Origin of the sequence: Rossellomorea yichunensis, from assembly GCF_032337515.1 — a bacterium.
GTDB classification, from domain to species: domain Bacteria; phylum Bacillota; class Bacilli; order Bacillales; family Bacillaceae_B; genus Rossellomorea; species Rossellomorea yichunensis.
The window spans coordinates 310,729-335,311 of record NZ_JAVYAD010000005.1; the positions used below are offsets into that span (position 1 = coordinate 310,729).

The 24,583-nt window shown below is 44.8% G+C and carries 26 protein-coding genes; 1 reads left to right on the forward strand and 25 read right to left on the reverse strand.

Annotated elements, in window-relative coordinates; genetic code table 11:
* Positions 1-39: 39 nt before the first annotated feature.
* The 21 genes from hisIE to uvrB form a co-directional block, all read right to left on the reverse strand.
* The gene (gene hisIE, locus RSX31_RS15440) at positions 40-669 is read right to left on the reverse strand and encodes a bifunctional phosphoribosyl-AMP cyclohydrolase/phosphoribosyl-ATP diphosphatase HisIE (RefSeq protein WP_315635103.1); all 630 of its coding nucleotides are present in this window, start codon (positions 667-669) and stop codon (positions 40-42) included.
* Positions 666-1,424: an imidazole glycerol phosphate synthase subunit HisF gene (gene hisF / locus RSX31_RS15445; protein WP_148995374.1), complete on the reverse strand. Its 759-nt coding sequence runs from the start codon at positions 1,422-1,424 to the stop codon at positions 666-668. Before hisF ends, hisIE begins: the two co-directional genes overlap by 4 nt.
* Positions 1,418-2,152, reverse strand: a complete 735-nt coding sequence (gene hisA, locus RSX31_RS15450; protein ID WP_315635104.1) for a 1-(5-phosphoribosyl)-5-[(5-phosphoribosylamino)methylideneamino]imidazole-4-carboxamide isomerase — start codon at positions 2,150-2,152, stop codon at positions 1,418-1,420. Before hisA ends, hisF begins: the two co-directional genes overlap by 7 nt.
* Complete coding sequence (gene hisH / locus RSX31_RS15455; RefSeq protein ID WP_148995376.1) at positions 2,149-2,784, reverse strand: imidazole glycerol phosphate synthase subunit HisH; 636 nt, start codon at positions 2,782-2,784, stop codon at positions 2,149-2,151. Before hisH ends, hisA begins: the two co-directional genes overlap by 4 nt.
* Before the next feature lie 3 nt (positions 2,785-2,787).
* A complete protein-coding gene (gene hisB, locus RSX31_RS15460) occupies positions 2,788-3,375 on the reverse strand; it encodes an imidazoleglycerol-phosphate dehydratase HisB (RefSeq protein ID WP_148995377.1) in 588 nt (195 codons plus the stop codon).
* Positions 3,376-3,427: 52 nt separating this feature from the next.
* The gene (gene hisD / locus RSX31_RS15465) at positions 3,428-4,702 is read right to left on the reverse strand and encodes a histidinol dehydrogenase (protein ID WP_315635105.1); all 1,275 of its coding nucleotides are present in this window, start codon (positions 4,700-4,702) and stop codon (positions 3,428-3,430) included.
* 122 nt (positions 4,703-4,824) lie between these two features.
* Positions 4,825-5,448: an ATP phosphoribosyltransferase gene (hisG, locus tag RSX31_RS15470; protein WP_148995379.1), complete on the reverse strand. Its 624-nt coding sequence runs from the start codon at positions 5,446-5,448 to the stop codon at positions 4,825-4,827.
* Positions 5,445-6,632: an ATP phosphoribosyltransferase regulatory subunit gene (locus RSX31_RS15475; RefSeq protein ID WP_148995380.1), complete on the reverse strand. Its 1,188-nt coding sequence runs from the start codon at positions 6,630-6,632 to the stop codon at positions 5,445-5,447. Before RSX31_RS15475 ends, hisG begins: the two co-directional genes overlap by 4 nt.
* Before the next feature lie 222 nt (positions 6,633-6,854).
* Positions 6,855-7,394, reverse strand: coding sequence for an acyltransferase (locus RSX31_RS15480; RefSeq protein ID WP_148995381.1), 540 nt, complete (start codon positions 7,392-7,394; stop codon positions 6,855-6,857).
* Complete coding sequence (gene ppaX, locus RSX31_RS15485) at positions 7,391-8,041, reverse strand: pyrophosphatase PpaX (RefSeq protein WP_148995382.1); 651 nt, start codon at positions 8,039-8,041, stop codon at positions 7,391-7,393. Before ppaX ends, RSX31_RS15480 begins: the two co-directional genes overlap by 4 nt.
* Positions 8,013-8,978: a nucleoside recognition domain-containing protein gene (locus RSX31_RS15490; protein ID WP_315635106.1), complete on the reverse strand. Its 966-nt coding sequence runs from the start codon at positions 8,976-8,978 to the stop codon at positions 8,013-8,015. The genes ppaX and RSX31_RS15490 overlap by 29 nt, the downstream gene beginning before the upstream one ends.
* A gap of 19 nt (positions 8,979-8,997) precedes the next feature.
* Complete coding sequence (gene lgt / locus RSX31_RS15495; RefSeq protein ID WP_315635107.1) at positions 8,998-9,834, reverse strand: prolipoprotein diacylglyceryl transferase; 837 nt, start codon at positions 9,832-9,834, stop codon at positions 8,998-9,000.
* A gap of 48 nt (positions 9,835-9,882) precedes the next feature.
* Complete coding sequence (gene hprK, locus RSX31_RS15500) at positions 9,883-10,818, reverse strand: HPr(Ser) kinase/phosphatase (protein WP_148995385.1); 936 nt, start codon at positions 10,816-10,818, stop codon at positions 9,883-9,885.
* A 54-nt stretch (positions 10,819-10,872) separates the two neighbouring features.
* Positions 10,873-11,295 carry a hypothetical protein gene (locus RSX31_RS15505; protein ID WP_315635108.1) on the reverse strand — a complete coding sequence of 141 codons (423 nt, stop codon included), beginning with the start codon at positions 11,293-11,295 and terminating at the stop codon, positions 10,873-10,875.
* A gap of 40 nt (positions 11,296-11,335) precedes the next feature.
* Positions 11,336-11,614: a hypothetical protein gene (locus tag RSX31_RS15510; protein ID WP_148995387.1), complete on the reverse strand. Its 279-nt coding sequence runs from the start codon at positions 11,612-11,614 to the stop codon at positions 11,336-11,338.
* Positions 11,615-11,718: 104 nt separating this feature from the next.
* Entirely contained in the window at positions 11,719-12,075 is a 357-nt protein-coding gene (locus RSX31_RS15515) for a phage holin family protein (RefSeq protein ID WP_148995388.1), read from the reverse strand.
* Positions 12,075-12,278 carry a PspC domain-containing protein gene (locus tag RSX31_RS15520; protein ID WP_148995389.1) on the reverse strand — a complete coding sequence of 68 codons (204 nt, stop codon included), beginning with the start codon at positions 12,276-12,278 and terminating at the stop codon, positions 12,075-12,077. Before RSX31_RS15520 ends, RSX31_RS15515 begins: the two co-directional genes overlap by 1 nt.
* Before the next feature lie 21 nt (positions 12,279-12,299).
* Entirely contained in the window at positions 12,300-13,433 is a 1,134-nt protein-coding gene (locus RSX31_RS15525) for a DUF4097 family beta strand repeat-containing protein (RefSeq protein ID WP_148995390.1), read from the reverse strand.
* 22 nt (positions 13,434-13,455) lie between these two features.
* The gene (locus RSX31_RS15530) at positions 13,456-13,770 is read right to left on the reverse strand and encodes a DUF4870 domain-containing protein (RefSeq protein ID WP_113970834.1); all 315 of its coding nucleotides are present in this window, start codon (positions 13,768-13,770) and stop codon (positions 13,456-13,458) included.
* A gap of 217 nt (positions 13,771-13,987) precedes the next feature.
* Positions 13,988-16,861: an excinuclease ABC subunit UvrA gene (uvrA, locus tag RSX31_RS15535; protein WP_315635109.1), complete on the reverse strand. Its 2,874-nt coding sequence runs from the start codon at positions 16,859-16,861 to the stop codon at positions 13,988-13,990.
* A 7-nt stretch (positions 16,862-16,868) separates the two neighbouring features.
* Positions 16,869-18,851, reverse strand: a complete 1,983-nt coding sequence (gene uvrB / locus RSX31_RS15540) for an excinuclease ABC subunit UvrB (RefSeq protein ID WP_148995392.1) — start codon at positions 18,849-18,851, stop codon at positions 16,869-16,871.
* Positions 18,852-19,473: 622 nt separating this feature from the next.
* Between uvrB and RSX31_RS15545 the strand changes: the two genes are divergently transcribed.
* Positions 19,474-21,471 carry an N-acetylmuramoyl-L-alanine amidase gene (locus RSX31_RS15545; protein ID WP_262371871.1) on the forward strand — a complete coding sequence of 666 codons (1,998 nt, stop codon included), beginning with the start codon at positions 19,474-19,476 and terminating at the stop codon, positions 21,469-21,471.
* Positions 21,472-21,543: 72 nt separating this feature from the next.
* Here the strand turns inward: RSX31_RS15545 and RSX31_RS15550 are convergent, their stop codons facing one another.
* The 4 genes from RSX31_RS15550 to RSX31_RS15565 all read right to left on the reverse strand — a co-directional run bounded on the left by RSX31_RS15550 (position 21,544) and on the right by RSX31_RS15565 (position 24,582).
* A complete protein-coding gene (locus tag RSX31_RS15550; protein WP_148995393.1) occupies positions 21,544-21,774 on the reverse strand; it encodes a CsbA family protein in 231 nt (76 codons plus the stop codon).
* Between the two features lie 72 nt (positions 21,775-21,846).
* Entirely contained in the window at positions 21,847-22,488 is a 642-nt protein-coding gene (locus tag RSX31_RS15555) for an HD domain-containing protein (RefSeq protein WP_148995394.1), read from the reverse strand.
* 77 nt (positions 22,489-22,565) lie between these two features.
* Complete coding sequence (locus RSX31_RS15560) at positions 22,566-23,336, reverse strand: alpha/beta fold hydrolase (RefSeq protein WP_187443637.1); 771 nt, start codon at positions 23,334-23,336, stop codon at positions 22,566-22,568.
* 70 nt (positions 23,337-23,406) lie between these two features.
* The gene (locus RSX31_RS15565; RefSeq protein WP_148995396.1) at positions 23,407-24,582 is read right to left on the reverse strand and encodes a phosphoglycerate dehydrogenase; all 1,176 of its coding nucleotides are present in this window, start codon (positions 24,580-24,582) and stop codon (positions 23,407-23,409) included.
* Position 24,583 lies beyond the last annotated feature (1 nt).

Genomic DNA, 24,583 nt, shown 5'->3' on the forward strand with positions numbered 1-24,583 from the left:
GGACCTTTGCGCGTGCGCGAAGGTCCGTCCCTCAGGGAGTTATTTATTATGACGTTCCACAAGGACTTCTAACACATCCTGGAGTGGAAGTTTTTGTTCTCTTAAAAGGACGAGGACATGGTAGAACAGGTCGGCGACTTCCCATTTCAGTTCCTCACTGTCCCTGTTTTTCGCAGCGATGATTACTTCTGACGCTTCTTCGCCTACTTTTTTAAGGATTTTATCTACACCTTCTTCAAAGAGGTAGGTAGTGTACGCTCCTTCCGGCCTCTCGATTTCACGGTTTTCAATGAGTTTCTCCAGAGTGAGAAGGATATTTTCTGTTGATGATTTCTCCTCACCATACACTCCTTCATGGAAGCAGCTTTCTTCCCCTTTATGACAGGCAGGACCTTTTTTTTCGACGAGGACAAGGATGGCATCTTTATCACAATCCCACGTGATGTTTTTGACGATTTGGGTGTTCCCGCTTGTCCCACCTTTATGCCACAGCTCCCGGCGTGAACGGGAGTAAAACCACGTTTCTCCTGTCTCAACCGTTTTCTTGAGAGACGTTTCATTCATGTACGCCAGTGTTAAAACTTCTTTTGTAGAAGCGTCCTGGATGATGGCAGGTACCAATCCTTTATCATCATACTTCACGGATGCGATCCAATTTTCATTTGTCATCGTACATGCACCTCCTGCTCTCTTAAGTAGCTCTTTACTTCTTCAACGCTCGTTTCTTTATAGTGAAAGATGGAGGCTGCAAGGGCCGCATCCGCTTTGCCTTCGGTGAATACTTCTTTGAAGTGCCCGGCATTTCCTGCACCGCCTGAAGCAATCACCGGAATCGAAACCGCTTCGCTGACTGCCTTCGTCAGTGCCAGATTGAACCCCTGCTTCTCTCCATCGCTATCCATGCTCGTTAACAAGATTTCTCCCGCACCGAGTGATTCTACTTTCTTCGCCCATTCAACGGCATCCAGATCTTTCAGCTTTCTGCCTCCATGGGTATAAACTTTCCAACCTTTGCTCTCTTCATCAAATTTGGCATCGATGGCCACTACGATACATTGAGATCCAAAGTAATCTGCTCCTTCACGGACAAGACCAGGACGCAGGACGGCTGCTGTGTTAAGAGAAACCTTGTCAGCTCCTGCGCGAAGGATGGCTTTCATATCTTCTACTGAGTTAATCCCCCCACCTACTGTAAAAGGTATCGCCAATTCCGCAGCTACATGCTGAACGACTTCCACCATCGTTTTCCGACCTTCATGTGAGGCTGAAATATCCAGGAAGACGAGTTCATCGGCACCTTGCTCGTCGTACACTTTAGCAAGCTCAACAGGGTCTCCCGCATCTCTCAGCTCCACAAATTGGATGCCTTTTACCACTCGTCCATCCTTCACGTCCAGACACGGAACAATCCGTTTCGTTAACATGTCTTCACCTCGTTTATTGCCTCGCCCACCGTGAACTTTCCTGTATAAAGTGATTTTCCGCAAATCGCACCGGAGACGCCTTGGTTTTCGTATTGCTTTAATTTCTTCAGATCTTCAAGTGAGCTAATGCCTCCAGACGCAATCACTGATTTCCCCGTTTGTTTGGCAAGATCCACAACCGCTTCAACATTGGGACCAGATAGCATTCCGTCTGTGGCAATATCGGTGAAAATGAACGTCTCCGCGCCGGCTTCAGCCAATTCTCTTCCAAGATCCACCGCTCTAAGGGAGGAAGTTTCCAACCAGCCATGAGTGGCCACATAGCCATCCTTTGCATCGAGTCCGATGGCAATCTTATCACCATATTCCGCCAGCCATTCCTTTACTAATTCAGTATTGGAAACCGCGATACTGCCTATGATGACACGGTCGACTCCCCGGCTTAAATAGTGCTCGATATCCTCTTTGGAGCGGATACCTCCACCAATCTGTACCTTGGCATCCAGCTTTTCTGCAACGGCGATCACGAATTCATCATTGATTCGGGAGCCTTCCTTTGCCCCATCAAGATCTACCATGTGAATCCACTCGGCCCCTTCATCGGCGAATTTCTTCGCCATATCAAACGGAGAGTCTCCATAAACCGTTTCTTGATTATAGTCACCTTGAACAAGGCGAACGCACTTTCCGCCCCTCATATCGATGGCTGGATAAATCGTAAAACTCACGAGACCGCCTCCTTCACTCGTTTTGTAAAGTTTTCTAACAGTTTCATTCCAAGGTCTCCGCTTTTTTCAGGATGAAACTGCATTCCGTATATATTTCCCCGACTCACGACGGCAGGGATTTCAACTCCTGCATAGTCAGCACTTGCTGCTATCACGTCCTTGGATCCTTCGTGTACATAATAGGAGTGAACGAAATACACATAACCTTCTGATAACCCTTCTAAAAGAGGGGATTTCTTTTGGTAACGCAGAAGATTCCACCCCATGTGAGGGACTTTGAATGAGTTTCCTTGGCTGTCCTCTTTCGGGATGTGAAGCACCTCACCTGGTAGAAGAGCCAATCCTTTTGTTGACCCATTCTCTTTACTTTCTTCAAAAAGGAGCTGCATGCCCAAACAAATGCCTAAGAGCGGCTTTCCACTTTGGGCAAAAGTAAGGATGGTTTCTTTTAAATGAGTGGTTTCGAGAAGGTTCATAGCATCTTTAAATGCTCCCACTCCGGGCAATATCAACCCATCTGCGTTCAGTAATTTCTCTTGTTGATCACTGATAAAATAAGGAACGTTCAACCGTTCGAGTGCTTTACTGACGCTGAACAGATTCCCCATCCCATAATCTACAATACCGATCATGAATTATAACATTCCCTTCGTTGACGGAACCCCTTTTACCCGGGGATCGATCGTGCTTGCTTCATCCAGGGCACGTCCCAGTGCTTTAAAGATCGCTTCAATGATATGGTGGGTATTGTGGCCATAATGAACGATGACATGAAGATTCATCCGTGCTTCAAGAGCAAGCTTCCAAAGGAATTCATGAATCAGTTCCGTATCGAAGGTCCCGACTTTCTGACTTGGAAGTTCTGCACGGAACTCGAGGTGAGGACGATTACTCAGGTCCACCACGACTTGGGCAAGGGCCTCATCCATGGGAACCATGGCTGAGCCGTAACGCTTGATCCCTTTTTTGTCTCCCAGTGACTCAAGTAACGCCTGTCCCAAGCAAATGCCGATATCTTCAGTGGTGTGATGGTCATCCACTTCAATATCGCCATTGGCCTCGATCGTACAATCAAATTGTCCATGTTTTATGAACAAATCCAGCATATGACTCATGAATGGGACCCCTGTCTCTACTTTAGAGTTCCCCTCTCCATCGATTCCAAAATTCAAACGAATATCCGTCTCATTCGTCTTTCGCACAATCTCTGCCCTTCTCACCATGATGTCCTCCTTATTGGAGGGACGGAACTCTGCAGAGGTCCGTCCCTCTTCCCTATTTTTCTTTATTGAATCGAATCTCCACCGCCCTTGCATGGGCTTCAAGACCTTCCAAGCGGGCAAGTTTTGCGATTTTTTGATAATTTTGCTGCAGTGCTGTCTCACTATAGGAAATGACACTTGTCTTTTTCATAAATTCATCTACATTTAATGGACTTGAAAAACGTGCTGTCCCGTTCGTCGGGAGTACGTGATTCGGTCCTGCAAAGTAATCCCCTACAGGCTCGGAACTGTAACGGCCAAGGAAGATTGCTCCGGCATGACGGATTCTCGCCATCGTTTCAAACGGCTTCTCCGTTAATATCTCTAAATGCTCCGCTGCGAGTTGATTCACAACATCAATACCTTCTTCTATGTCTCTCGTCACATAGATGGCCCCGAAATCACTGATGGACTGACGGGCAATGTCTTCTCTTGGAAGGGAGGAAAGCTGTCGTTCCACCTGTAAGGATACCTCTTCTGCCAATGCAGACGAATTCGTCACGAGAACGGCAGATGCAAACACATCATGTTCTGCCTGTGAAAGAAGGTCAGCGGCAATTTCATCTGCACGCTGATGCTCATCGGCCAGGATCACGATTTCACTCGGACCGGCGATCATATCAATATCCACATCGCCGAATACTTCGCGTTTTGCCAGGGCGACATAAATGTTCCCCGGTCCAGTTATTTTATCCACGGGAGTGATGGATTCAGTTCCATATGCCAGTGCGGCTACCGCTTGAGCACCGCCGACTTTAAAGATGTCTTCCACTCCGGCAATTTTCGCTGCAACCAACACGCCGGGAGAAAGCTTCCCATCCTTTCCAGGAGGAGAAACCATCGTGATTCGTTTGACTCCCGCGACTTTAGCAGGCAGCACATTCATCAATACAGAGGAAGGATACGCAGCCGTTCCACCCGGCACGTACACGCCGACTGAATCAAGGGGCGTCAGCTTTTGACCAATCATGGTTCCATCCTCATTGGTAGTAAACCAGGAAGACCTTTTTTGTTTCTCATGAAAGTCACGGATATTATCCGCTGCTTCTTCAATGATGGAAATCATCTCAGAATCCAGAGAAGCGAAGGCTACCTCGATTTCACTCTGCGAAACTTTGTAGTTCTCTAATTGAACCCTATCAAATTTCTCTGTATACTCACGGACTGCGAGGTCACCATTTTTCTGCACCGAAGAAATAATCCCCTGTACCGCTCTTCGCTGCTCCTCTGTACCACTGTCGACCGAGCGCTTAATCGACGCCCCGCTTATATCCTTAACAATCTTCATACAATTCACCAGCCTTCGAGAGGGACGGACCTTGCCTGAATAAACAAGCTTCCGAACCTCAGAGTCTCTTTATTAGTGTTGAAATCCCTGTATCGACCTGCTCCAGGCAAGGTCCGTCCCTCTCACCCGATGATGCGTGTCAGCCGGGTGACGAGGTCTTCGATTTTTTCGTCTTTCATTCGGTAGCTGACGGGGTTGACGATGAGTCTGGAGGTGATGTTAACGATGGTTTCGTATTCAACCAGGCCATTTTCCTTCAGGGTTCTTCCCGTTGAGACGATATCGACGATGCGGTCAGCAAGTCCGATTAATGGGGCCAGCTCAATGGAACCGTTTAGTTTAATGATTTCCACCTGCTCACCCTGCTCGCGGAAATAGGAAGACGCAACATTCGGATATTTAGTTGCAATTTTCGGTGCCACATCACTCATTTTTGTATCCGGCAGTCCTGCGACTGCCAAGTAACAGCCACTGATCCGCAAATCCAGGAGCTCATATACGTCCCGCTCTTCTTCCAACATAACGTCCTTACCGGCAATCCCTAAATCAGCGACTCCATGCTCCACATACGTCGGAACATCCATGGGTTTTGCCAGGATAAATCGTAAATCTTCCTGTGGTACTTCGATGATCAGCTTCCTCGAATCATCGAATTCAGGCGGCAGATTGTAATCTGCCTTCCTTAATAGTTCCACGGCTTCTTCAAATATCCTGCCTTTAGGCATGGCAATGGTTAACGCACTCATGATGTTTCACCGCCTTTCGGATCCTGTCCCACTACGAAGTGCACATTGCTGAAGCCCTTCGTAAACTCGTCCACATCTCCTACACCCTTCCAGTTCTGCAGCACCACTTTAACTCCTTCGCTTCGCAGCTCATGGGCAAGGCCAATAGCCTCTTTCCTCCGCTCATCACTGAACAGCACACATTGCTGAAGGGTGGAAGTTAACTCAACCTGCATCGCTTCAAGCACATAATCGAGACGCAATCCAAAGCCTGTCGCACCGGAGTTCTTCCCGAATTTTTCAAGCAGCTTGTCGTAGCGGCCGCCATTTCCGATCGCAAATCCCACATTTTCTCCGTACACTTCAAATAAAATACCGGAATAATAACTCATGTGACTGACCAGACTCAAGTCGAACTTCACATACTGCTCCACTTCGTAATCTTTTAAAATACTCCACAGATCTTTCAGCTGTTTTAATGCGTTCAGTCCTTTTTCCCCTTCTAAAAGAGAGTGGGCTTCTCCCAGCACATTTTCTGAACCCCGCAATTGCAGGAAACGGAACAATCTCTGTTTATCGATGGATGAGAGAGCCAGCTCATTGACATGCTGACGATATCCAACATAATTCTTCTCATATAAATATCTTCTTAACGTATCCGCCCGTTCTTCTGTACCGACGATTTGAGTGAACAGTTCCTGAACAAATCCGATGTGGCCGATGGAAATCTTGAAATGTTCCAACCCTGCTTCTTTTAAAACCGATACCATCAGGGCAATTACCTCAGCATCGGCACTGACTGAATCATCACCGATACATTCGATTCCCACTTGTTCAAATTCTGCCGGACGCCCGCCTTCCCGCTGCTGGGCCCTGAACACAGAATTCGAGTATGCCAGTCGCAGTGGTGCTTCATCCTTTAATAATTTTGACGCGGCAATCCGGGCAATCGGTGCTGTCATATCAGGTCTTAACACAAGGGTATGACCCTGTTGATCCAGAAGCTTGAATAGCTGCTGATCTAATATCGCCGATGCCTCACCAACTGTTTCATAATATTCAAGGCTGGGAGTCTCGATGAACTTGTAACCCCACAGCTTCATCGCCTGTTCCATTTTTTTTTTCGTCTGATCTTTAATTTCATATAAATCAGGAAATGTATCTCTCATTCCCAATGGCTTCTCGAACATGAATAACTTAGTCATAAGAACCACCTTTGGCGTATTAATTCATCTATTTTTCCCCAGTTAAGGGATTGCTACTACTTCTCGATTATTCAGAAATCCTTTAGTTCGCTAATGTGCTAATAAAATAAAGTTATTTGTAGTGTAGCGTTTCTTATTTTATTCGTCAACCGTTTGATTGGTGGATTTTTTAATAAAATAAAAAAGGCAAAAATAGAACTCAGTCTATCTTTGCCTTTTCCCTTATTCTTCTCTTTTCAATCCGTAGATGGCATCTTCTCGCCAGCGTTCGGCAAGTTCCTCTTTGGTGTAGATGATCCGCATGGGATTTCCACCGACGAACGCTCCTGACGGGACGTCTTTATGTACGAGGGTACCTGCCGATACGATGGCTCCGTCGCCAATCTGAACACCCGGTAATATCGTGGTGTTGGCCCCGATCATCACTTCCGATCCGATTTCCACATCACCTAATCGGTATTCCTTGATCAGGTATTCATGGGCAAGGATCGTCGTATTGTACCCGATGACCGTATTACGCCCGACCGATATTTTCTCGGGAAACATCACGTCAAGCATCACCATGAGGGCAAATGACGTATGTTCACCGATCTTCATCCTCAAAAAAGTCTTGTACAACCAGTTTTTCATCCCCAAAAAGGGTGTGTACCTTGCCAGTTGAATCACGATGAAATTTTTGACGACCTTCCCGAAAGGAACGGTTTTGTAAACATGCCAGAGAGAATTTGCTCCTTCTACAGGGTATCGGGTCGTTCGTCTCATGCAGTCGGAACTCCAACAATCGGTAATAAGTCTTTCATATTATCCAGCATGAAATCCGGTTCGTAGTGAGCCAGATGCTCTCTTCCCTTTGCACTCCACGCGACACCTGCCGACAGCACTCCTGCATTTTTCCCGGCTAAAATGTCGTGGTGATTGTCCCCGATCATGATTGCTTCTTCAGGCGAGGACCCCAATGCCACGAGAGCTTTCTCAATCGGTTCAGGATGAGGCTTTGCGTTCTCTACTTCGTCCAGGGTGATGATGACTTCAAAGAACGGACGAAGATTCATAAGGTCCAATCCTTTTAACACAACGTCACGGACTTTCGTTGAGACAATCGCTAATTTGTATCCATTTTCGTAAAGGGCTTGAACGGTTTCATACACCCCTTCAAACTCAGTCACAAGTGAATCATGATGCTCATGATTATAAGCACGGTAATGAACACACATTTCCTCCATCCTGTCAGGATCCAGTCCTCCAAATGACTCTTCCAATGGTGGCCCCATAAAAGGATGAACGTCCTTTTCTTCGTACTGCCCTGGATAATAATGATTCAATGTATGCAAAAAGGAAGAAATGATTAAATCATTGGTATTGATCAATGTTCCGTCTAAGTCAAATAATATTGTTGTAATCCTGCTCATAATGTCTCTCCTTTTCTTTCTTTGCATCGACCCTGTTCCAAATGTAGGCAACCGCCATCGTTAACAATATCGCAGTGACCAGCCTGATGATCAGGAGGGGCAGTACAGGAATGCCGAGTGGAACAAAGATTAACGTATCCTCCACCACTGCGTGACATGCGACTAAAAAGATAAAGGCGATTGTGACATCCTTCTTACTCACTCCATCTTCTTTTACTGCCTGGATCATGACTCCTGCTCCGTATGCCAGCCCGATGACGAGTCCCGCTACCATCGTGGAAGATGTATTTGCGTTCATGCCAAGTGCCCGTGTCGCAGGGGACATCCAGCGTGAAAAAACATCCATCCATTTCAGATCTTTCATTACTTGAATAATCATCATAAGAGGAATGACGATAAGAGCTAATTGGAGGACACCAAACCCTGCTTTTTCAAGTCCCAGGAGAATGATTTCTCCCCATCCGTCCGGCTCGGCTTGTTGCGGAGGCATCATTCCGTACTTGGCGATTTCAGATCCACCCTTCCAAACGAGATTGATGACAACCGCAGATATCAGGGCCAACCCGACCCTTACAGCGACTATCAGCCAAATCTTCACGCCCACCTTTGCGGCTACCGTTGATTCAATGAACAAATTATGAGAGAAGGAAAGCATCACGGCAATGATGAATACTTCTTTCACCGTTAAATCAAGGGATAGGATTCCTCCGATACCTGCGTACAAGTTAAGAAAATTGCCCAATACAAGAGGAATGGCCGCATCACCTGAAAGCCCGATAAGCTTCATGAACGGAGAAATCTTCTCCATGACCCAAGGAAGGACAGGTGTATATTGAAGCAAAAACACGATCAGCGTGATCGGAAAGATGACTTTTCCCAGTGACCACGTTGTTTTCAAACCTGTAAGTCCGCCATTCTTCAAAGATGACATCCACATACGCCCTACTCTCCTTTTGTTAAGCGTTTACGCTATCCGTCTTTTCATCGTATGCCTTCTTCGCAAGGCCGGCTTTTCTTCTGTAAAAGAACACACCGATCGCTCCAATGATAAGAACAATCGAAATCACTTGTGCGAATCGTAAAGACCCCATCATCAGACTGTCCGTTCTCAATCCTTCAACAAAGAATCGACCGATGGAATACCAAATCACATATGTTAAGAACAGTTCTCCACGACGAAGACTGCTTGCTTTTCTTCTCAGGACAAGAAGAAGAATCAATCCGGCAAAACTCCATAGAGATTCGTACAGGAATGTAGGGTGATAGTACACTCCATTAATATACATTTGATTAATGATGAAATCAGGAAGCATCAGACTTTCAAGAAACGCACGGGACACTTCTCCACCATGGGCCTCCTGGTTTACAAAGTTCCCCCAGCGACCGATTGCCTGACCTAAAATAATGCTCGGTGCCGCAATATCAACTAGCTTCCAGAACGACAGCCCTTTGATTTTGGCAAATACAATCGTGGTGAGGACAGAACCGATCAACGCACCATGGATGGCGATTCCACCATTCCAGACTTTAATGATATCCCCGGGGTGATCGGCATAATAGTTATCCCATTCAAAGATGACATAATAAGCACGGGCACAAATGATGGCGATGGGAATCGCCCAAACGAGCAAATCGATGAATGTATCGGGGTGAAGACCCAGTCTTTTGCTCTCACGAATGACTAAATAGAGTCCTAATGCGATCCCAAGTCCGATGATGACACCGTACCAATGTACTTGGATCGGACCGAGTGAAATGGCAATGGGATCTATTGGCGTAATGTTCTCGTTCATTTTGTCTCTCCTTTTTTTCCATTAAGTTGGCTTATGAATGTTATCGGATCAGATATCTTCATTCTCTCCATCTTCAATCACATCAGACAACCGGTTTGTAAATTGCTCTGCTGCATTTACGCCCATTCGTTTCAGACGGAAGTTCATGGCAGCCACCTCGATGATAACCGCGAGATTTCGTCCGGGACGAACAGGTACGGTGTATTTAGTGATATCCGTATCGATGATTTTCATCGTCTCTTCTTCCAGTCCAAGACGGTCGTACTGTTTCGTTTTATCCCATAGCTCAAGATTGATGCAAAGGGTAATGCGCTTATGGCTGCGGACCGCTCCTGCACCAAATAACGTCATGACATTGATGATCCCCAAACCGCGAATTTCCAACAGATGTTCAATCAATTCAGGAGAGCTGCCGATCAGCGTATCCATGTCTTCCTGGCGAATTTCGACACAATCATCCGCTACAAGACGATGGCCTCTTTTCACTAGTTCAAGAGCGGTTTCACTTTTACCGACACCGCTTTTTCCTGTGATCAATACTCCGACTCCATAAATATCAACTAGTACACCATGAATCGCCGTTGTTGGGGCAAGCTTACTTTCCAGATAGTTAGTCAGCCTCGAAGAGAATCGGGTAGTTTTCATGGATGAACGCATGACAGGAACATCATAACGATTCGATGCTTCCACCAGCTCAGGCGGGATCTCCAGGTCTCTGGAAATGATGATACCAGGCGTAATATCTGTACAAAGCGCTTCCATTCTGCGCTTACGTTCTGCTTCATCTAATAACTCCAGAAAAGATAACTCGGTTTTTCCCAATAGTTGTATCCGTTCTGCAGGATAGTAGTTGAAATAACCGGCCATCTCCAAGCCTGGACGGGAAATGTCACTCGTTGTAATTGGTCTATGTAAGCCTTCTTCTCCACCGACAAGCTCTAATTTAAACTTCTCGACGATATCTTTAGTGCGGACCTTTGCCACATGCAGCTCCTCCTTCACGTTACACTCGCTTCATATTTATAAACGATTCTTACTCTAACCTATTTTAGCAATTATAGAAAAAAGCGCAAGGCAGCTTACTTGGTGAAGAAGCACTGAAACAAACGAATAGAAGCGCAGCCTTGGCTGCGCTTCTATAAATGCTTTGATGTTCGTCAAGATCTGTTTATGAATAGAAATGGAATCCAGGACATGAAAATCATGTTCAAGGCTGTGGTTGGCCCCTTTAATGAGATGCATGTGCAGGCGGTGGTTCGACTTTAATTCATTAAATCGAGCTTCTTCATAGTGACGGTCCGCATCCCCAATAATATAGAGACCTTCCTGCTCACTACCCAGCATCGCTTGAAATACCTCATCTTCTTTAAGTAACGGAGTTAACCAGATGAGCTTTGCATTTTGAAAAGACTTTCTTGCTAATTCATTACTTAATGCAATGGTACCGAATGACTTAGCCACCATGTGAATATGCGGATAGTTCTTTCCTCGTAAAACCTGATCAAATTTCCTTCACATCGTGCTTTAAAGCATCATCTACTTCATCTATAGAAAATCCTTCATAGTCTGGCGTGGCATATTGATAGTTAATATGTAGCACGTCATATCCTTTATGTAAGTAGATTCCCGTTGAATAGTGAAGCAAAGGTGCCTGCACGGTGTACCCCAATCCTGGCAGGATGATGGCGATTCCTTCCGCCTCTTCTCCTTGGGACATTAATAATGTGTAAGGCACTTCGATGTCGCGATACCCCTTAATTGCATCCGATGTAACTTTCATGATTCAACCCTCCCATTCCCAAGTATTTCTATATCAATATAAAAATCCCCTTTTTTCCCACAAAAAAACTCCGGCTCAACAATCAAGCCGGAGTCTTTTCCTATTTACTTCTCTTCCATCGGATCCATGACGGCTTTTTGAATCACCAGATTGGCAAGGGACAAAATGATCGATGCCAGAAAAGCCATGCCAAAACCGGATAACTCAAAGCTGCTTCCCATCAGTCCATCAGTCAGCAGTAACGTAATGGCGTTAATGACGAAGAGAAACAGCCCCAGAGATAAAATCGTCACCGGCAGAGTCAGGATAATCAAAATCGGTTTCACCAGAACATTCAGTATCGATAGAATAAAGCTGGCTCCTACCGCTGCCCCGAACCCGGATACTTCAAATCCTTCAAAAAATCCTGCCAATGCAATAAAGATTACTGCATTGATTAAAATTCCAATAATCCATCTCATTATTTGATGGCTTCCTCCTCATTTGGCAGCACGAAGGCCAATAAACCGTATACGACAGCCAGAGGGAAGAATCCCGTCGGAATGAGCAGGATGATGAAAATCACCCTTAGAATCGTTGCATCGATCCTTACATAACGGGACAAACCCCCAAGCACCCCGGCAAGCTTTCTGTCAGACCTTGATCGTGCTAATTGTTTTCTCATCGTTATTCCTTCTTTCTCATCTTATGCGTTGTCCTTATTAACATTCTTCTGTTCATGCTTTTTTATGAGGACAGATCCTGCTTTTGTTTCCGCAAAAAGATGAAGCTTATCGTCTGAATCGGTTTTACGACTGAAACGAATCGACTTTTGGACCACTTCATTTTTTTCTTCCAATACATCAATACCCTGCAGTTCAAGCTTAAAACCACCGAAGTTTGATTTTGCCTCTCCGGAAATGTTGATGTTTTCAGGAACGAATAAATCGATGTTGCCCGTTACCGTTTTTGCGTGAAGCGTGTCGGCTTTCTCCCCGGTCAAGGCACAAACCACGTTTCCGTTCAGGGATTGCACATCTGAGATTGAGATATCCCCTTCGACATGGACCTTTCCGTTTATGGATTCTGCTTCAACATGGTGGGCTTTCGCGTTCAGGATTGAAATCGCACCGTTGGATGTTTCCACTTCTGCTTTTTTCGCTGTCAGGTGATCGATATGAATCTTTCCATTAGCAGCCTTGGCACGAAGATCCTGGACATCTAAATGTTTTGCCTTTAATCCCCCATTAAATAAACGGACAGAAATCCTTTTATATTGATGTTTCGGAATGTAGAGTTTAGAGTCCACTTTCATCCACTTTAATTGCGTGGAGTAATACAGTGTATCCCCGTCTACAGCAAAGGACGTATTCTCCATGAACTGCTTTCTTGCTTCTTCATGATCTTCCGTACGATACACCTTGGCCTCACACTCCACCCGGACTTCCTCACCATCCCAGGGGATCAGTTCCACCTTTCCATTGGCCACATCTACATCGATTTTCTCGAAGTCTGTATCGGGCTGTTGAAACACATGAGACAGCTCCACCGATTGATTCCACTGAAAATCGAAATCAAAATTCTTAATCTTGTTCAAAGCGCTATTCATGAAATCAAGAAGCTTATCTTTCGGATTTCCCGAATGAGTAGAGTGCTCTTTCTCACCCTTTTTATCCTCTTGAAAGATGGACACAAATTCATCAAGGAAATCTTTTTCCTTTGGCTTTTCCTTTGATGGTTTTGGCTTTTGGTCCAATGCTTCCAATAATGCCACTGCTTCCTGTGCCGAAATCGTCCCATTTTCCAACATATCCAAAATGCGTTTGCGTTCTTCATTCATACTCTTTCATCCCCTTTGTTGATTATAAAAGTACTTTAATGCCTTTATATACATTCCAAATGACCACGACAACACTAAGTAATATGGCTAAACCGATCATGATGACGGTGAATATCGGCAATCCCGCACCGCTCGCGAAAACCCCCATATCCAAAAACAAGCCTGCAATCACAAGGGGCACCGCAACGACCGGTAATAAGTGAGATAAAAATGCTGCTTTTGCATCCTTTTTCACATAAGGATTATCTGATACAAAATAAACGATCAGCGGAAAAAGGAAGCCTGCAAAAAATATACTGAAATAGCACAGGGCTGATAATACCTTATTGGTCTCCATCTTATCTTCATCATCTCCTCTACTATTATTTACGATACGTGAAGCAAAAGGTTTCAATGCATTTGTTTGTAATCTTATTTTCACATAGTGGGAATGTTCTTCACTCCAACCTGAGGCTGATTTTAGGTAGGTATGGAGTTGTGGTTTTTGTTGAGGGATTGACGACGGGGATGGTTTTTAGTTAAAAAGAGAGATGCACTTCGCATCTCTCCCATCATCAATTCGTCACTTCTTCTTTTTCCCTAATCTTCTTCTTCATTCGTTCACGGTCGCGCTCAAGCACAGGTTTCAGGTATTTTCCTGTATAGGAACCTTGTACTTCAGCCACTTTTTCAGGGGTTCCGCTTGCAACAATCGTACCACCTTTGTCCCCACCTTCAGGACCAAGATCTACAAGGTAATCGGCTGCTTTAATGACATCGAGATTATGTTCGATGACGAGGACCGTATCTCCGTTTTCAACAAGGCGTTGAAGAACAACTAAGAGTCTCGCGATGTCATCCACATGAAGTCCGGTTGTCGGCTCATCCAGAATGTATAGAGAGCGGCCGGTAGAACGACGATGCAATTCTGAAGCAAGCTTCACACGTTGGGCTTCTCCCCCTGATAACGTAGTGGCGGGTTGACCTAATGTGATGTAGCCAAGTCCTACATCAAAGATGGTTTGCAGCTTACGTTTGATCTTCGGGATGTTTTCGAAGAATTTCACTGCGTCTTCGACTGTCATCTCAAGTACATCAGAAATATTTTTATCTTTGTATTTCACTTCAAGTGTTTCCCGGTTGTATCGTTTCCCGTGGCAAACTTCACATGGAACGTACACATCAGGAAGGAAGTGCATTTCGATCTTGATGATCCCGTCTCCGCGACATGCTTCACAACGCCCGCCTTTAACATTAAAGCTGAAACGGCCCTTTTTATAGCCACGAACTTTCGCTTCATTGGTTGTGGCAAATACATCCCGGATATCATCGAATACCCCGGTATAAGTAGCCGGGTTGGATCTTGGGGTACGACCGATTGGTGATTGATCGATATCAATGACCTTATCAAGGTGTTCCATCCCCTTCACTTCTTTATGCTCACCAGGTTTTGATTTTGCATTATGAAGCTTTTGAGCCAGTGACTTATGCAGGATTTCATTGATCAAAGTACTTTTACCGGATCCCGATACTCCAGTCACAGCTGTGAATATGCCTAATGGCAGCTTCACTTTGACGTTGTTCAGGTTATTTTCTTTCGCTCCCACAATCTCTAAGTACCGGCCATCCGGTTTACGTCTCTCCTGTGGAAGAGGGATGAACTTCTTCCCTGAAAGGTACTGACCCGTTAATGAGTTCGAGTCATCCATCACTTCCTGTGGTGTTCCAGCAGACACCACTTCTCCCCCATGAACACCCGCTCCGGGTCCGATATCGATGAGGTAGTCAGCTGCCATCATCGTATCTTCATCATGCTCTACTACGATCAAGGTGTTTCCTATTTCCCTCATGTTCTTTAAGGTGTCGATCAGTCGGTCATTGTCCCGCTGGTGCAATCCGATGGACGGCTCATCAAGAATGTAGAGGACCCCCGTCAGACGGGAACCGATTTGAGTCGCTAAACGAATCCGTTGAGCTTCTCCTCCCGATAGCGTTCCTGCTGCCCGGCTTAATGTGAGGTACTCAAGTCCGACATTGACCAGGAATCCGAGGCGCTCACGGATCTCCCTCAAAATAAGATTGGCAATCTTCATATCTTTTTCCGATAGCTCGAGCTTATGGAAAAACTCCTCTGCTTCTTCAATCGAAAATGCCGTTACTTCCCCTATATGAAGAGAATCTACTTTTACTGCTAAACTCTCTTCTTTTAAACGGTGGCCTTTACAAGTTGGGCAATCCTGCTGCGCCATGTATTTCTCCATCTGTTCACGGATATAATCAGAGCTTGTTTCGCGGTAACGGCGCTCAACATTCGGTATGACTCCCTCGAAACGAAGATAGTTTTCACGAACCTGGCCGAAATCGTTCTCGTAACGGAAGTAAATCTCATCCTTGCCGGATCCATATAGGATCTTATCCATTTGTTGTTTCGGAATGTCCTTTACTGGCATATCCATCGGAATTTCATAGTGATCACATACAGCCTTAAGAAGAGACGGATAGTATTGGGAGCTTGTCGGTTCCCACGGAGCAATCGCATGCTCGTTCAAAGAGCGATCCCAATTCGGGATTATCAACTCCTTATCAACCTCAAGCTTCGTTCCCAATCCGTCACAGCTTGTGCAGGCACCGTATGGACTATTGAAGGAAAACATTCTTGGCTCAAGCTCTGTGATAGAGAAACCACAGTATGGACAGGCGTGATGCTCACTGAATAAAAGTTCATCTTCATCTATTACATCAATGATTACTTGACCGTCTGCCAGTCTCAGTGCAGTTTCAAGGGAGTCAGACAGACGAGCCGCCACACCATCTTTCACGACGATTCGGTCAATGATCACTTCGATGGAGTGCTTTTTATTTTTTTCCAGGGAGATTTCTTCTCCTAGGTCCTGGACTTCTCCGTTGATACGAACTCGAACAAACCCTTGCTTCTTGATTTCTTCAAGGGTCTTCACATGAGTTCCTTTACGGCCTGATACAACTGGTGCGAGTACTTGAAGCTTAGTTCTTTCCGGGTATTCAAGAATACGGTCGACCATTTGTTCAATGGTTTGGGAGGAGATTTCGATCCCGTGATTTGGACAAATCGGTTTTCCTACTCTTGCAAACAACAGTCTTAGATAGTCGTAAATTTCGGTTACCGTTCCTACAGTCGAACGTGGATTACGACTCGTTGTTTTCTGATCGATGGAAATAGCCGGGGACAATCCTTCGATGGCATCGACATCAGGCTTATCCATTTGACCTAAAAATTGACGGGCATAGGCAGAAAGGGATTCGACATAACGTCTTTGTCCTTCTGCATAAATAGTATCAAAGGCAAGGGATGACTTACCTGAACCTGAAAGCCCCGTTAAAACGACCAGTTTATCCCGGGGGATTTTAATATCTATATTCTTTAAATTGTGAGCTCTAGCTCCTTGTACGATTATTTGATCTCGCGCCATAGTTCGTTCATCCTTCCGCCTTGAGCTCAAGAATGGTATCACGAAGCTGTGCAGCTCGCTCAAAGTCCAATGCCTTGGCTGCTTCCTTCATTTCCACTTCTAAGCTAGCAATAAGTTTTTGTCGCTCCGGTTTAGACATATTCGAAACTTTTGTCTGTTCTCCTTCATAAACCCCTGCTTCTTCTGCGGCATGAGTTGCCCTGATGACATCACGGATTTCTTTTTGTATGGTCGTCGGGGTAACGCCGTGTTTTTCATTATATTCTTCCTGTATCGTCCGACGACGTTCTGTTTCATCCAGTGCTTTTTGCATAGAGTCGGTAATTTTGTCCGCGTACATGATGACCTTACCGTTACTATTACGAGCTGCACGGCCAATCGTCTGGATAAGGGAACGTTCAGAACGCAGGAACCCTTCCTTATCGGCATCCAATATGGTGACGAGCGATACTTCGGGAATGTCCAATCCTTCACGGAGCAGGTTGATTCCCACTAATACATCATATTTACCTAAACGGAGGTCGCGAATAATTTCAATCCGTTCCAAGGTTTTGATTTCTGAATGCAGATATTGAACTTTAATACCCATTTCCTTTAAGTATGCCGAGAGATCCTCAGACATTTTCTTCGTAAGGGTAGTCACAAGGACACGTTCATTTTTCTCGATACGTTCGTTGATTTCACCCAGAAGGTCATCGATTTGTCCTTCGATGGGACGTACTTCGATGATCGGATCCAGCAGTCCTGTTGGACGAATGATCTGCTCGACCATCTCAGGACTATGCTCCAACTCATATGGTCCTGGAGTTGCCGAAACATAGAGGAGCTGCTGGGTTTTCTTCTCAAACTCTTCAAAGCGCAGGGGACGATTGTCCATGGCTGAAGGCAGACGGAAGCCGTGATCCACAAGCACCTTTTTACGGGCCTGGTCCCCGTTAAACATCCCCCTGATTTGAGGTAACGTCACATGGGACTCGTCGACCACAATTAAGAAATCGTCTGGAAAATAGTCCAGAAGAGTATACGGAGTCGATCCTGACGGCCTTAGTGTCAGGTGACGGGAGTAGTTTTCAATCCCCGAGCAAAAGCCCATCTCCCTCATCATTTCTAGATCATAACGTGTCCGCTGCTCCAGACGCTGAGCCTCGAGCAGTTTATTTTCTTCTTTCATGATGACTAATTGCTCTTCAAGTTCTTTTTCAATATTTTTGATGGCTACCTGCAATTTTTCTTCACGGGTTACGAAGTGGGAAGCCGGGAAAATCGCGATATGGTCTCGTTCGCCCATGATTTCACCTGTCAGGGCATCCACTTCACGAATCCGGTCAATTTCATCTCCGAAAAACTCTACACGCATACAGTGTTCATCCCGGGAAGCCGGGAAAATTTCCACTACGTCGCCTCGCACACGGAAAGTTCCACGCTGAAAATCGATGTCGTTTCGTTCATATTGGATATCCACAAGCTTACGCAGCAATTGATTTCGTTCGATTTCCATTCCTGTACGCAGGGAAAGAACGAGCTCCCGGTATTCCTCCGGGTTACCTAAACCGTAAATACAGGATACGCTGGCAATGATGATGACATCTTTTCGCTCAAACAAGGAAGATGTGGCGGAGTGTCTGAGTTTATCGATTTCATCATTGATGCTTGCATCCTTCTCGATAAACGTATCCGTCTGAGGAACGTATGCCTCCGGCTGATAATAGTCATAGTAACTGACAAAATATTCAACGGCGTTATCAGGGAAAAACTCTTTAAATTCACTGTAGAGCTGCCCCGCCAATGTTTTATTATGAGCAATGATGAGGGTCGGCTTTTCAACCTGCTTGATCACATTGGAGACAGTGAATGTCTTTCCTGTCCCTGTAGCTCCAAGTAAGGTTTGATGACGTTTCCCTTCATTTATGCCTTGAACTAATTTTTCAATTGCCAGGGGCTGATCTCCCTCTGGTTTATATTTAGACTTGAGCTCGAATTGATCTTTCACCGTGAAACCTCCTATTATAAAGGACTGCTACCTTGTATTTACCTACTTATATCCATCTTAAACACTGTCCATTCTTCTATACACATTCTACCACATTTCCTACAGTATTAACCAACAATAAGCGAACAAAAGTTCGTTTTTTTATTTTTGTATAGTTCACATCATCCTGCTTGTGGATAACTTTTGAAGAAGAAAACGTTTAGAGGCTTGAATCATGATTTCGACATTTTACGGGAGGGAGCAAGGAGCATATAAGAAATTTTCGACATAATCCGAGCATTTCTATACACACCCTGTGCACAACTATGTGTATAAGTCGATATCCGTTGTGGAAAATCCCTAAACTTATTCACAATTCGTCAAATTTCTTGTGCACAATGTTGATGAATGCGGATTCAATTTGTGAATAACATGTCCACCCCCTTACTTATTCACACTATTCTTTATTTATCCACAATTAAGACATTTCTATCTGAAATGATTTCTATCACCTCATTAAGCTTTTCCCGACCCAATTATTCATCTAGGCATATATCTAATAATTGATTGACTATTCTGTCTTATTTCCAATAAGCTTTCTTATAAGTTCTACAAAAAAATACATATTGTTTAGGAGGAATGTATGAAAAAATCTAAATGGCTACAAGTCGCCGGTTCCCTTAGTTTAACTGGATTCCTGCTGAGTTCCACAATCACCCCGATGTCACCATCGATCGCCTCTCATGGAGTGGCACAAGCTGAAGTTGTCGATTCACTCGAGTTGCAAAAGGCGTTCCAACAAGCAGCGCGGGAATTCAATGTCCCTGTTGAAATTCTACTTGCAGTGGGTTATAACGTATCACTGTGGGAGCATCATAACGGAAAGCCAAGTGCTTCCGGAGGCTACGGATTGATGCATCTTACGGATGTTAATACTGATAGTTTAGAAGATACCCACAGCGATGAACCCGCTCATATGTTTTTATCCGGTAAAGAGGACGCAGACACTCAACCGTTGGAAAATTCAGCCCTGAAAATAGAATCTACATTAGACATCAATGATTCAAAACTTCACACTCTGAATACCGCAGCTGAACTACTCTCTCTTCAACCAGAAACGTTAAAAGAAAATAAGAAGCAAAATATCCGCGGTGCTGCAGCAATTCTGGCACAGTATGCCAAAGATACCGCTGGAGGGACACCTTCTGATGTAAATGAATGGTACGGGGCAGTCGCTAAATACAGCGGTTCATCCGACTATACGGGAGCAAAGGACTTTGCGGACCGTGTATACGAGACAATCAACGCTGGAGTAACTAAACAAACAGAGGATGGCTCCTCCTTAACTTTAGCCGCAAAACAAACCAAACCGAATAAAGAATCATTCCAATCATTAAACTTAAAAATGGACACTGAAGAATCCGAAGCCGATTGTCCGAATGGCCTCGCATGTCATTACGTTCCGGCAGCTTACAAGAAAATTGACTGGGGTGGCGGGACCTACTATGAAACTTCATACGGCAATTACGACATTGCAAACCGTCCACATGACAATCAGGAAATCAAGTACATCGTCCTCCACGACACAGAAATCAGCTATGACTTAACCAAAACTGTGTTCCAGCGGGAATGGACTCAAGCTTCCGCTCATTATGTGATCCGTTCTTCCGACGGTGATATCACCCAAATGGTGGACAATAAAGATGTAGCCTGGCATGCTGGCAACTGGTATTTCAACTCCAAGAGCATTGGTATCGAGCACGAAGGTATCGCCATTGAAGGGGCAGCCTGGTATAACGAACAGCTGTATCATGCATCAGCCCGATTAGTAAAGCATCTTTCTAAAAAGTTCAATATTCCATTGGACCGCGATCATATCATTGCCCATGATGAGATACCCGGGACGACAGCTGCAAGACAACCTGCTATGCACTGGGATCCAGGTCCATTCTGGGATTGGGCACATTATATGCAAATCCTTGGAGCTCCCCTGGAGTCAGGAAAAGGACAAAAAGGCATCGTCCAAATCCGACCGAATTTCAAAACAAACAAACCGATCCTTCAGACTCCATCAGGAGAACCTGTACCTGAACAATCGGCAAATTTTGTGTATTTGTATACAGCTCCAAGCTTTGATGCTCCGTTAATCAAAGACGCTGCCCTACCGAACGCCCACCCACTCGATGCGTCCAATTGGGGCAACAAGGCGGTTACAGGGCAAACCTTTTACAAGGCAGAAAAACAAGATGACTGGACAGCGATTTGGTACGCAGGACAAAAAGCGTGGTTTTATAACCCTAAAGGAACGAATACAACAAAAGGATCAGGCATTGTGATCACACCTAAGGAAGGAACTTCGGGCATCCCTGTTTATGGACTGGCCTATCCAGAAGAAGAAGCTTTTCCTGATGGCATCCCGGTAAGAGGAATGTCTCCTCTTCAGTACACGCTTACTTCTGATCAAAAGTATGTAGCAACCGAGAAAGTAAAAGGAAGCTACTACAGTGCACCTGTTTACACGTACAACCCAGAGACGACTCATAAAATCGTCTGGGGGAATGATGAATTCTATCTTATTCACTTAAACCACCGCCTGGCCTTTGTAAGAGCCAGCGATGTAGATGTTGTAGCTACTCCATAAAAAAACATGGGCTGTCTTTTTAAAAAAGACAGCCCATGTTTTTCAAGAACTTCTATACACCTGTCACCAAAATCATGCACTTCTCTTCGCTTTTTTCATCATCCGGTCGCTGTACCAGAATCCGACTGTCAACGAAGCCGCGTCGACGACAATAAGGAACCATGAATCTGTATAACCCTTTGAAACCGAGGCCGCAATGAGGGCTACGGTCAAGATCAATCCGACATAGTGATTATACGTCACCCGTGTGAACAGAACGACAAGCAATCCTGGTAAAAATAAACCTAAAATGATTTTAGACACGTTCAACTCTCCTTAAAGATAAGGGAATAACACATATTCTACCGAAGTTTTCCCTATCTGGAAAGGGTTTTCCTACTCCTCACCCTGCTGAATTAATCTCTGGGTCCTTTCCTTCAACTCACTATGAGGGATGAATTTTTCAGAAAGCATATCAGGCAGGATGTATTCCAAGAAGTATTGTACACACTCCAGGTCCTTGTATTTCACAATCGTCGACAGGGCTTCTTGATAAATTTCAATAAATAAAGGTTCCGGATTCCCTTTTTGAATTTCTCCAAAGGATTCATACAGAAGATCGATTTTGTCTGCGACAGATAAGACCCTTCCTTCTAGGGTTTCGTCTTTTCCCTCTTTAAACCGTTCTCTGTACACTTCTTGAAATTGCGGGGGAAATTCTGTAGTAATGAATTTATTGACCATCTGATCTTCTACCTGACTGAAGAGCTCACGCAACTCTCCCGATGCATACTTTACAGGGGTCTTGATATCACCTGTGAAAAGTTCGGCGTAGTCATGATTCAAGGCTTTTTCATACAGTGCTTTCCAGTCAATTTCTTTCCCGTTCTGTTCTTCCACCGTTCCTAAAAACTGTGCAATTTTGGTCACCTTAAACGAGTGGCTGGCTACGTTATGCTCGTGATACTTAAATCGCCCAGGACAGCGAATGAGGGTTTCAAGGTCGGATAAGCTTTTAAAATAGTGATGAATTCCCATTGTATTCTCCTCTCATTGATCGACTTTACTTTATGAAAATAGTATCAAGTAGAAGGAATAAGAGCAAAGATAATCCATTATACCTCAGCTTCCAACCCTTCTATTTCTCCTAACAGTATATTATTTAGAGCATCGTGATAACGTGTGGGAATTTGATGAGAGGCTCCTGGTATCACATATATTTTCTTAGGATAGCAATCGTTATACAGTTTAAGATGAGAATTGATCCAATCCGATCTTTCTCCATAAATCAAGAGTAGCGGGATGGGAAGCTTCTCTACCTGCTTTATTCCATCATAATGAAGTGATTGCTCGTAGAACTTATACCAAATATGGGGGTTCGCCTTATTCATATGACCCCTGAGCTTCTCACGCTCAAGCTTGTCCTTGAAATGCGCTCTGGAAATAATCCCGGATAGGCGGGCAGGGTGGTCACGAACCATTTTCATGCCCATATGGTGCATCCATTTCAGCTTGGGATTCGTGACTTTCGGATATCCCCCAACCAGGATGAGGGAGGACACCCGATCTTCATAGGTACAGGCGAATGTTTGCCCTACTATTCCTCCTGCAGAATATCCAAGCATCACACAGTCAGAAATATTCAGGTGGTCGAGGATCGCCTTTATGTCCTCTACAAACTCAGCGATACATATATTCTGATCCAAGGTAAAGGAGTCTCCATGTCCTGTTAAGTCCGGAATGATGAGGCGGAAGTGCCTGGAAAGTACATGCTGCTTAATGAAGGTCATCCTTCCCATGCCCGGGGGATGGATCAAGACCAGGGGAGTCCCCATTCCTAAATCGTCAAAATAAAGATCTCTATCCTTTAAATGAATCATCGCCATAAAAATAAATCCTCCCTCAACCGCTTTACTACACATTGTTCTCGGGTTAAGGGAGTTCTAGTCACTTTATTTAAATGAGGCGGACGGAAACAACACCGTGTATTTCTTTCATCCTGCTTTTCACTTGATGTTGTTCTTCTTCGAGGAGTTTCTGATCCAAATCAATCATGGTATAGGCCCACGTATGTTTACTGCGGTTGATCATATCTGCGATGTTGACCGCACACCCGGAGAGAACATTGGCGATTTGACTGACCATATTCGGGATGTTTTGGTGCATGACTGTCACACGCATTTTCCCGCTATAAGGCAGCTCCACGTCAGGCAGGTTCACAGCATGCTTAATATTACCCGTTTCAAGATATGTTTTCAGCTGCTTTGTCGCCATGATGGCACAGTTTTCCTCCGATTCTACGGTAGATGCGCCCAGGTGAGGAACAGGGACGACGTTTTTCATGTTCAATACCTTTTTATTAGGGAAATCCGTCACATATTTACGGACAATTCCTGCTTCAAGGGCCTTTTCCAGAGCATCTTCTTCCACAAGCTCACCTCTTGAAAAGTTCAAGATCGTCATACCCTTTTTCATCTTCGTGAAGCCTTCTTCACTCACAAAGCTTGCCGTTTTGTCTGTTAGTGGAATGTGTAACGTCACAAAATCACACTCTGCCCATACCTCTTCAATATGATGAGCGCGCTTCACATCCTGGGATAAACGCCACGCTGCGTCCACTGATATAAATGGATCATAGGCGACCACATCCATCCCAAGGGACAGGGCATCATTTGCGACAAGGACGCCAATCGCTCCCAAGCCTACGACACCAAGCTTCTTCCCTTTAATTTCACTTCCTACGAATTCTTTTTTCTTTGCTTCTACGACACTTGGTACATCTTCCTCTGTTTCTCTTAAAGTGTTTGTCCAGCCGACAGCAGAATATAAGTTACGTGAAGAAGCGATCAAATTAGCCAGTACGAGCTCTTTCACGGCGTTTGCATTGGCACCGGGAGTATTAAAGACAACAATTCCTTTTTCCGTACAGTAATCAATCGGGATATTATTGACTCCTGCTCCTGCCCGGGCAATGGCTTTGACTGAAGCCGGAAAAGAGTAATCATGCAAGTTCTTTGATCTGACCAGGATTCCATCGGGATCCCCATTCCCATTCAGATGGTAGTTCAGGTCATCCTCGATCAGTGAAAGTCCGCTTTGACTTATGGCATTGTACGTATTGATTGAAATCATT

Excerpts from the sequence above, each read along its gene's own strand:
- RSX31_RS15525 (WP_148995390.1), bottom strand. The coding sequence starts at position 13,433 with ATGAATGAAGAACGCAAACGCATTTTGGATATGTTGGAAAATGGGACG.
- hisIE (WP_315635103.1), bottom strand. The coding sequence starts at position 669 with ATGACAAATGAAAATTGGATCGCATCCGTGAAGTATGATGATAAAGGA.
- RSX31_RS15520 (WP_148995389.1), bottom strand. The coding sequence starts at position 12,278 with ATGAGAAAACAATTAGCACGATCAAGGTCTGACAGAAAGCTTGCCGGG.
- hisB (WP_148995377.1), bottom strand. The coding sequence starts at position 3,375 with ATGGTGAGAAGGGCAGAGATTGTGCGAAAGACGAATGAGACGGATATT.
- hisF (WP_148995374.1), bottom strand. The coding sequence starts at position 1,424 with ATGTTAACGAAACGGATTGTTCCGTGTCTGGACGTGAAGGATGGACGA.
- hisD (WP_315635105.1), bottom strand. The coding sequence starts at position 4,702 with ATGAAGATTGTTAAGGATATAAGCGGGGCGTCGATTAAGCGCTCGGTC.
- RSX31_RS15555 (WP_148995394.1), bottom strand. The coding sequence starts at position 22,488 with ATGGGAATTCATCACTATTTTAAAAGCTTATCCGACCTTGAAACCCTC.
- RSX31_RS15480 (WP_148995381.1), bottom strand. The coding sequence starts at position 7,394 with ATGAGACGAACGACCCGATACCCTGTAGAAGGAGCAAATTCTCTCTGG.
- RSX31_RS15560 (WP_187443637.1), bottom strand. The coding sequence starts at position 23,336 with ATGGCGATGATTCATTTAAAGGATAGAGATCTTTATTTTGACGATTTA.
- RSX31_RS15530 (WP_113970834.1), bottom strand. The coding sequence starts at position 13,770 with ATGGAGACCAATAAGGTATTATCAGCCCTGTGCTATTTCAGTATATTT.
- lgt (WP_315635107.1), bottom strand. The coding sequence starts at position 9,834 with ATGAACGAGAACATTACGCCAATAGATCCCATTGCCATTTCACTCGGT.
- RSX31_RS15475 (WP_148995380.1), bottom strand. The coding sequence starts at position 6,632 with ATGACTAAGTTATTCATGTTCGAGAAGCCATTGGGAATGAGAGATACA.
- RSX31_RS15490 (WP_315635106.1), bottom strand. The coding sequence starts at position 8,978 with ATGTGGATGTCATCTTTGAAGAATGGCGGACTTACAGGTTTGAAAACA.
- RSX31_RS15515 (WP_148995388.1), bottom strand. The coding sequence starts at position 12,075 with ATGAGATGGATTATTGGAATTTTAATCAATGCAGTAATCTTTATTGCA.
- RSX31_RS15565 (WP_148995396.1), bottom strand. The coding sequence starts at position 24,582 with ATGATTTCAATCAATACGTACAATGCCATAAGTCAAAGCGGACTTTCA.
- ppaX (WP_148995382.1), bottom strand. The coding sequence starts at position 8,041 with ATGAGCAGGATTACAACAATATTATTTGACTTAGACGGAACATTGATC.
- RSX31_RS15510 (WP_148995387.1), bottom strand. The coding sequence starts at position 11,614 with ATGAAAGTTACATCGGATGCAATTAAGGGGTATCGCGACATCGAAGTG.
- RSX31_RS15545 (WP_262371871.1), top strand. The coding sequence starts at position 19,474 with ATGAAAAAATCTAAATGGCTACAAGTCGCCGGTTCCCTTAGTTTAACT.
- hisH (WP_148995376.1), bottom strand. The coding sequence starts at position 2,784 with ATGATCGGTATTGTAGATTATGGGATGGGGAATCTGTTCAGCGTCAGT.
- hisG (WP_148995379.1), bottom strand. The coding sequence starts at position 5,448 with ATGAGTGCGTTAACCATTGCCATGCCTAAAGGCAGGATATTTGAAGAA.
- uvrA (WP_315635109.1), bottom strand. The coding sequence starts at position 16,861 with ATGGCGCGAGATCAAATAATCGTACAAGGAGCTAGAGCTCACAATTTA.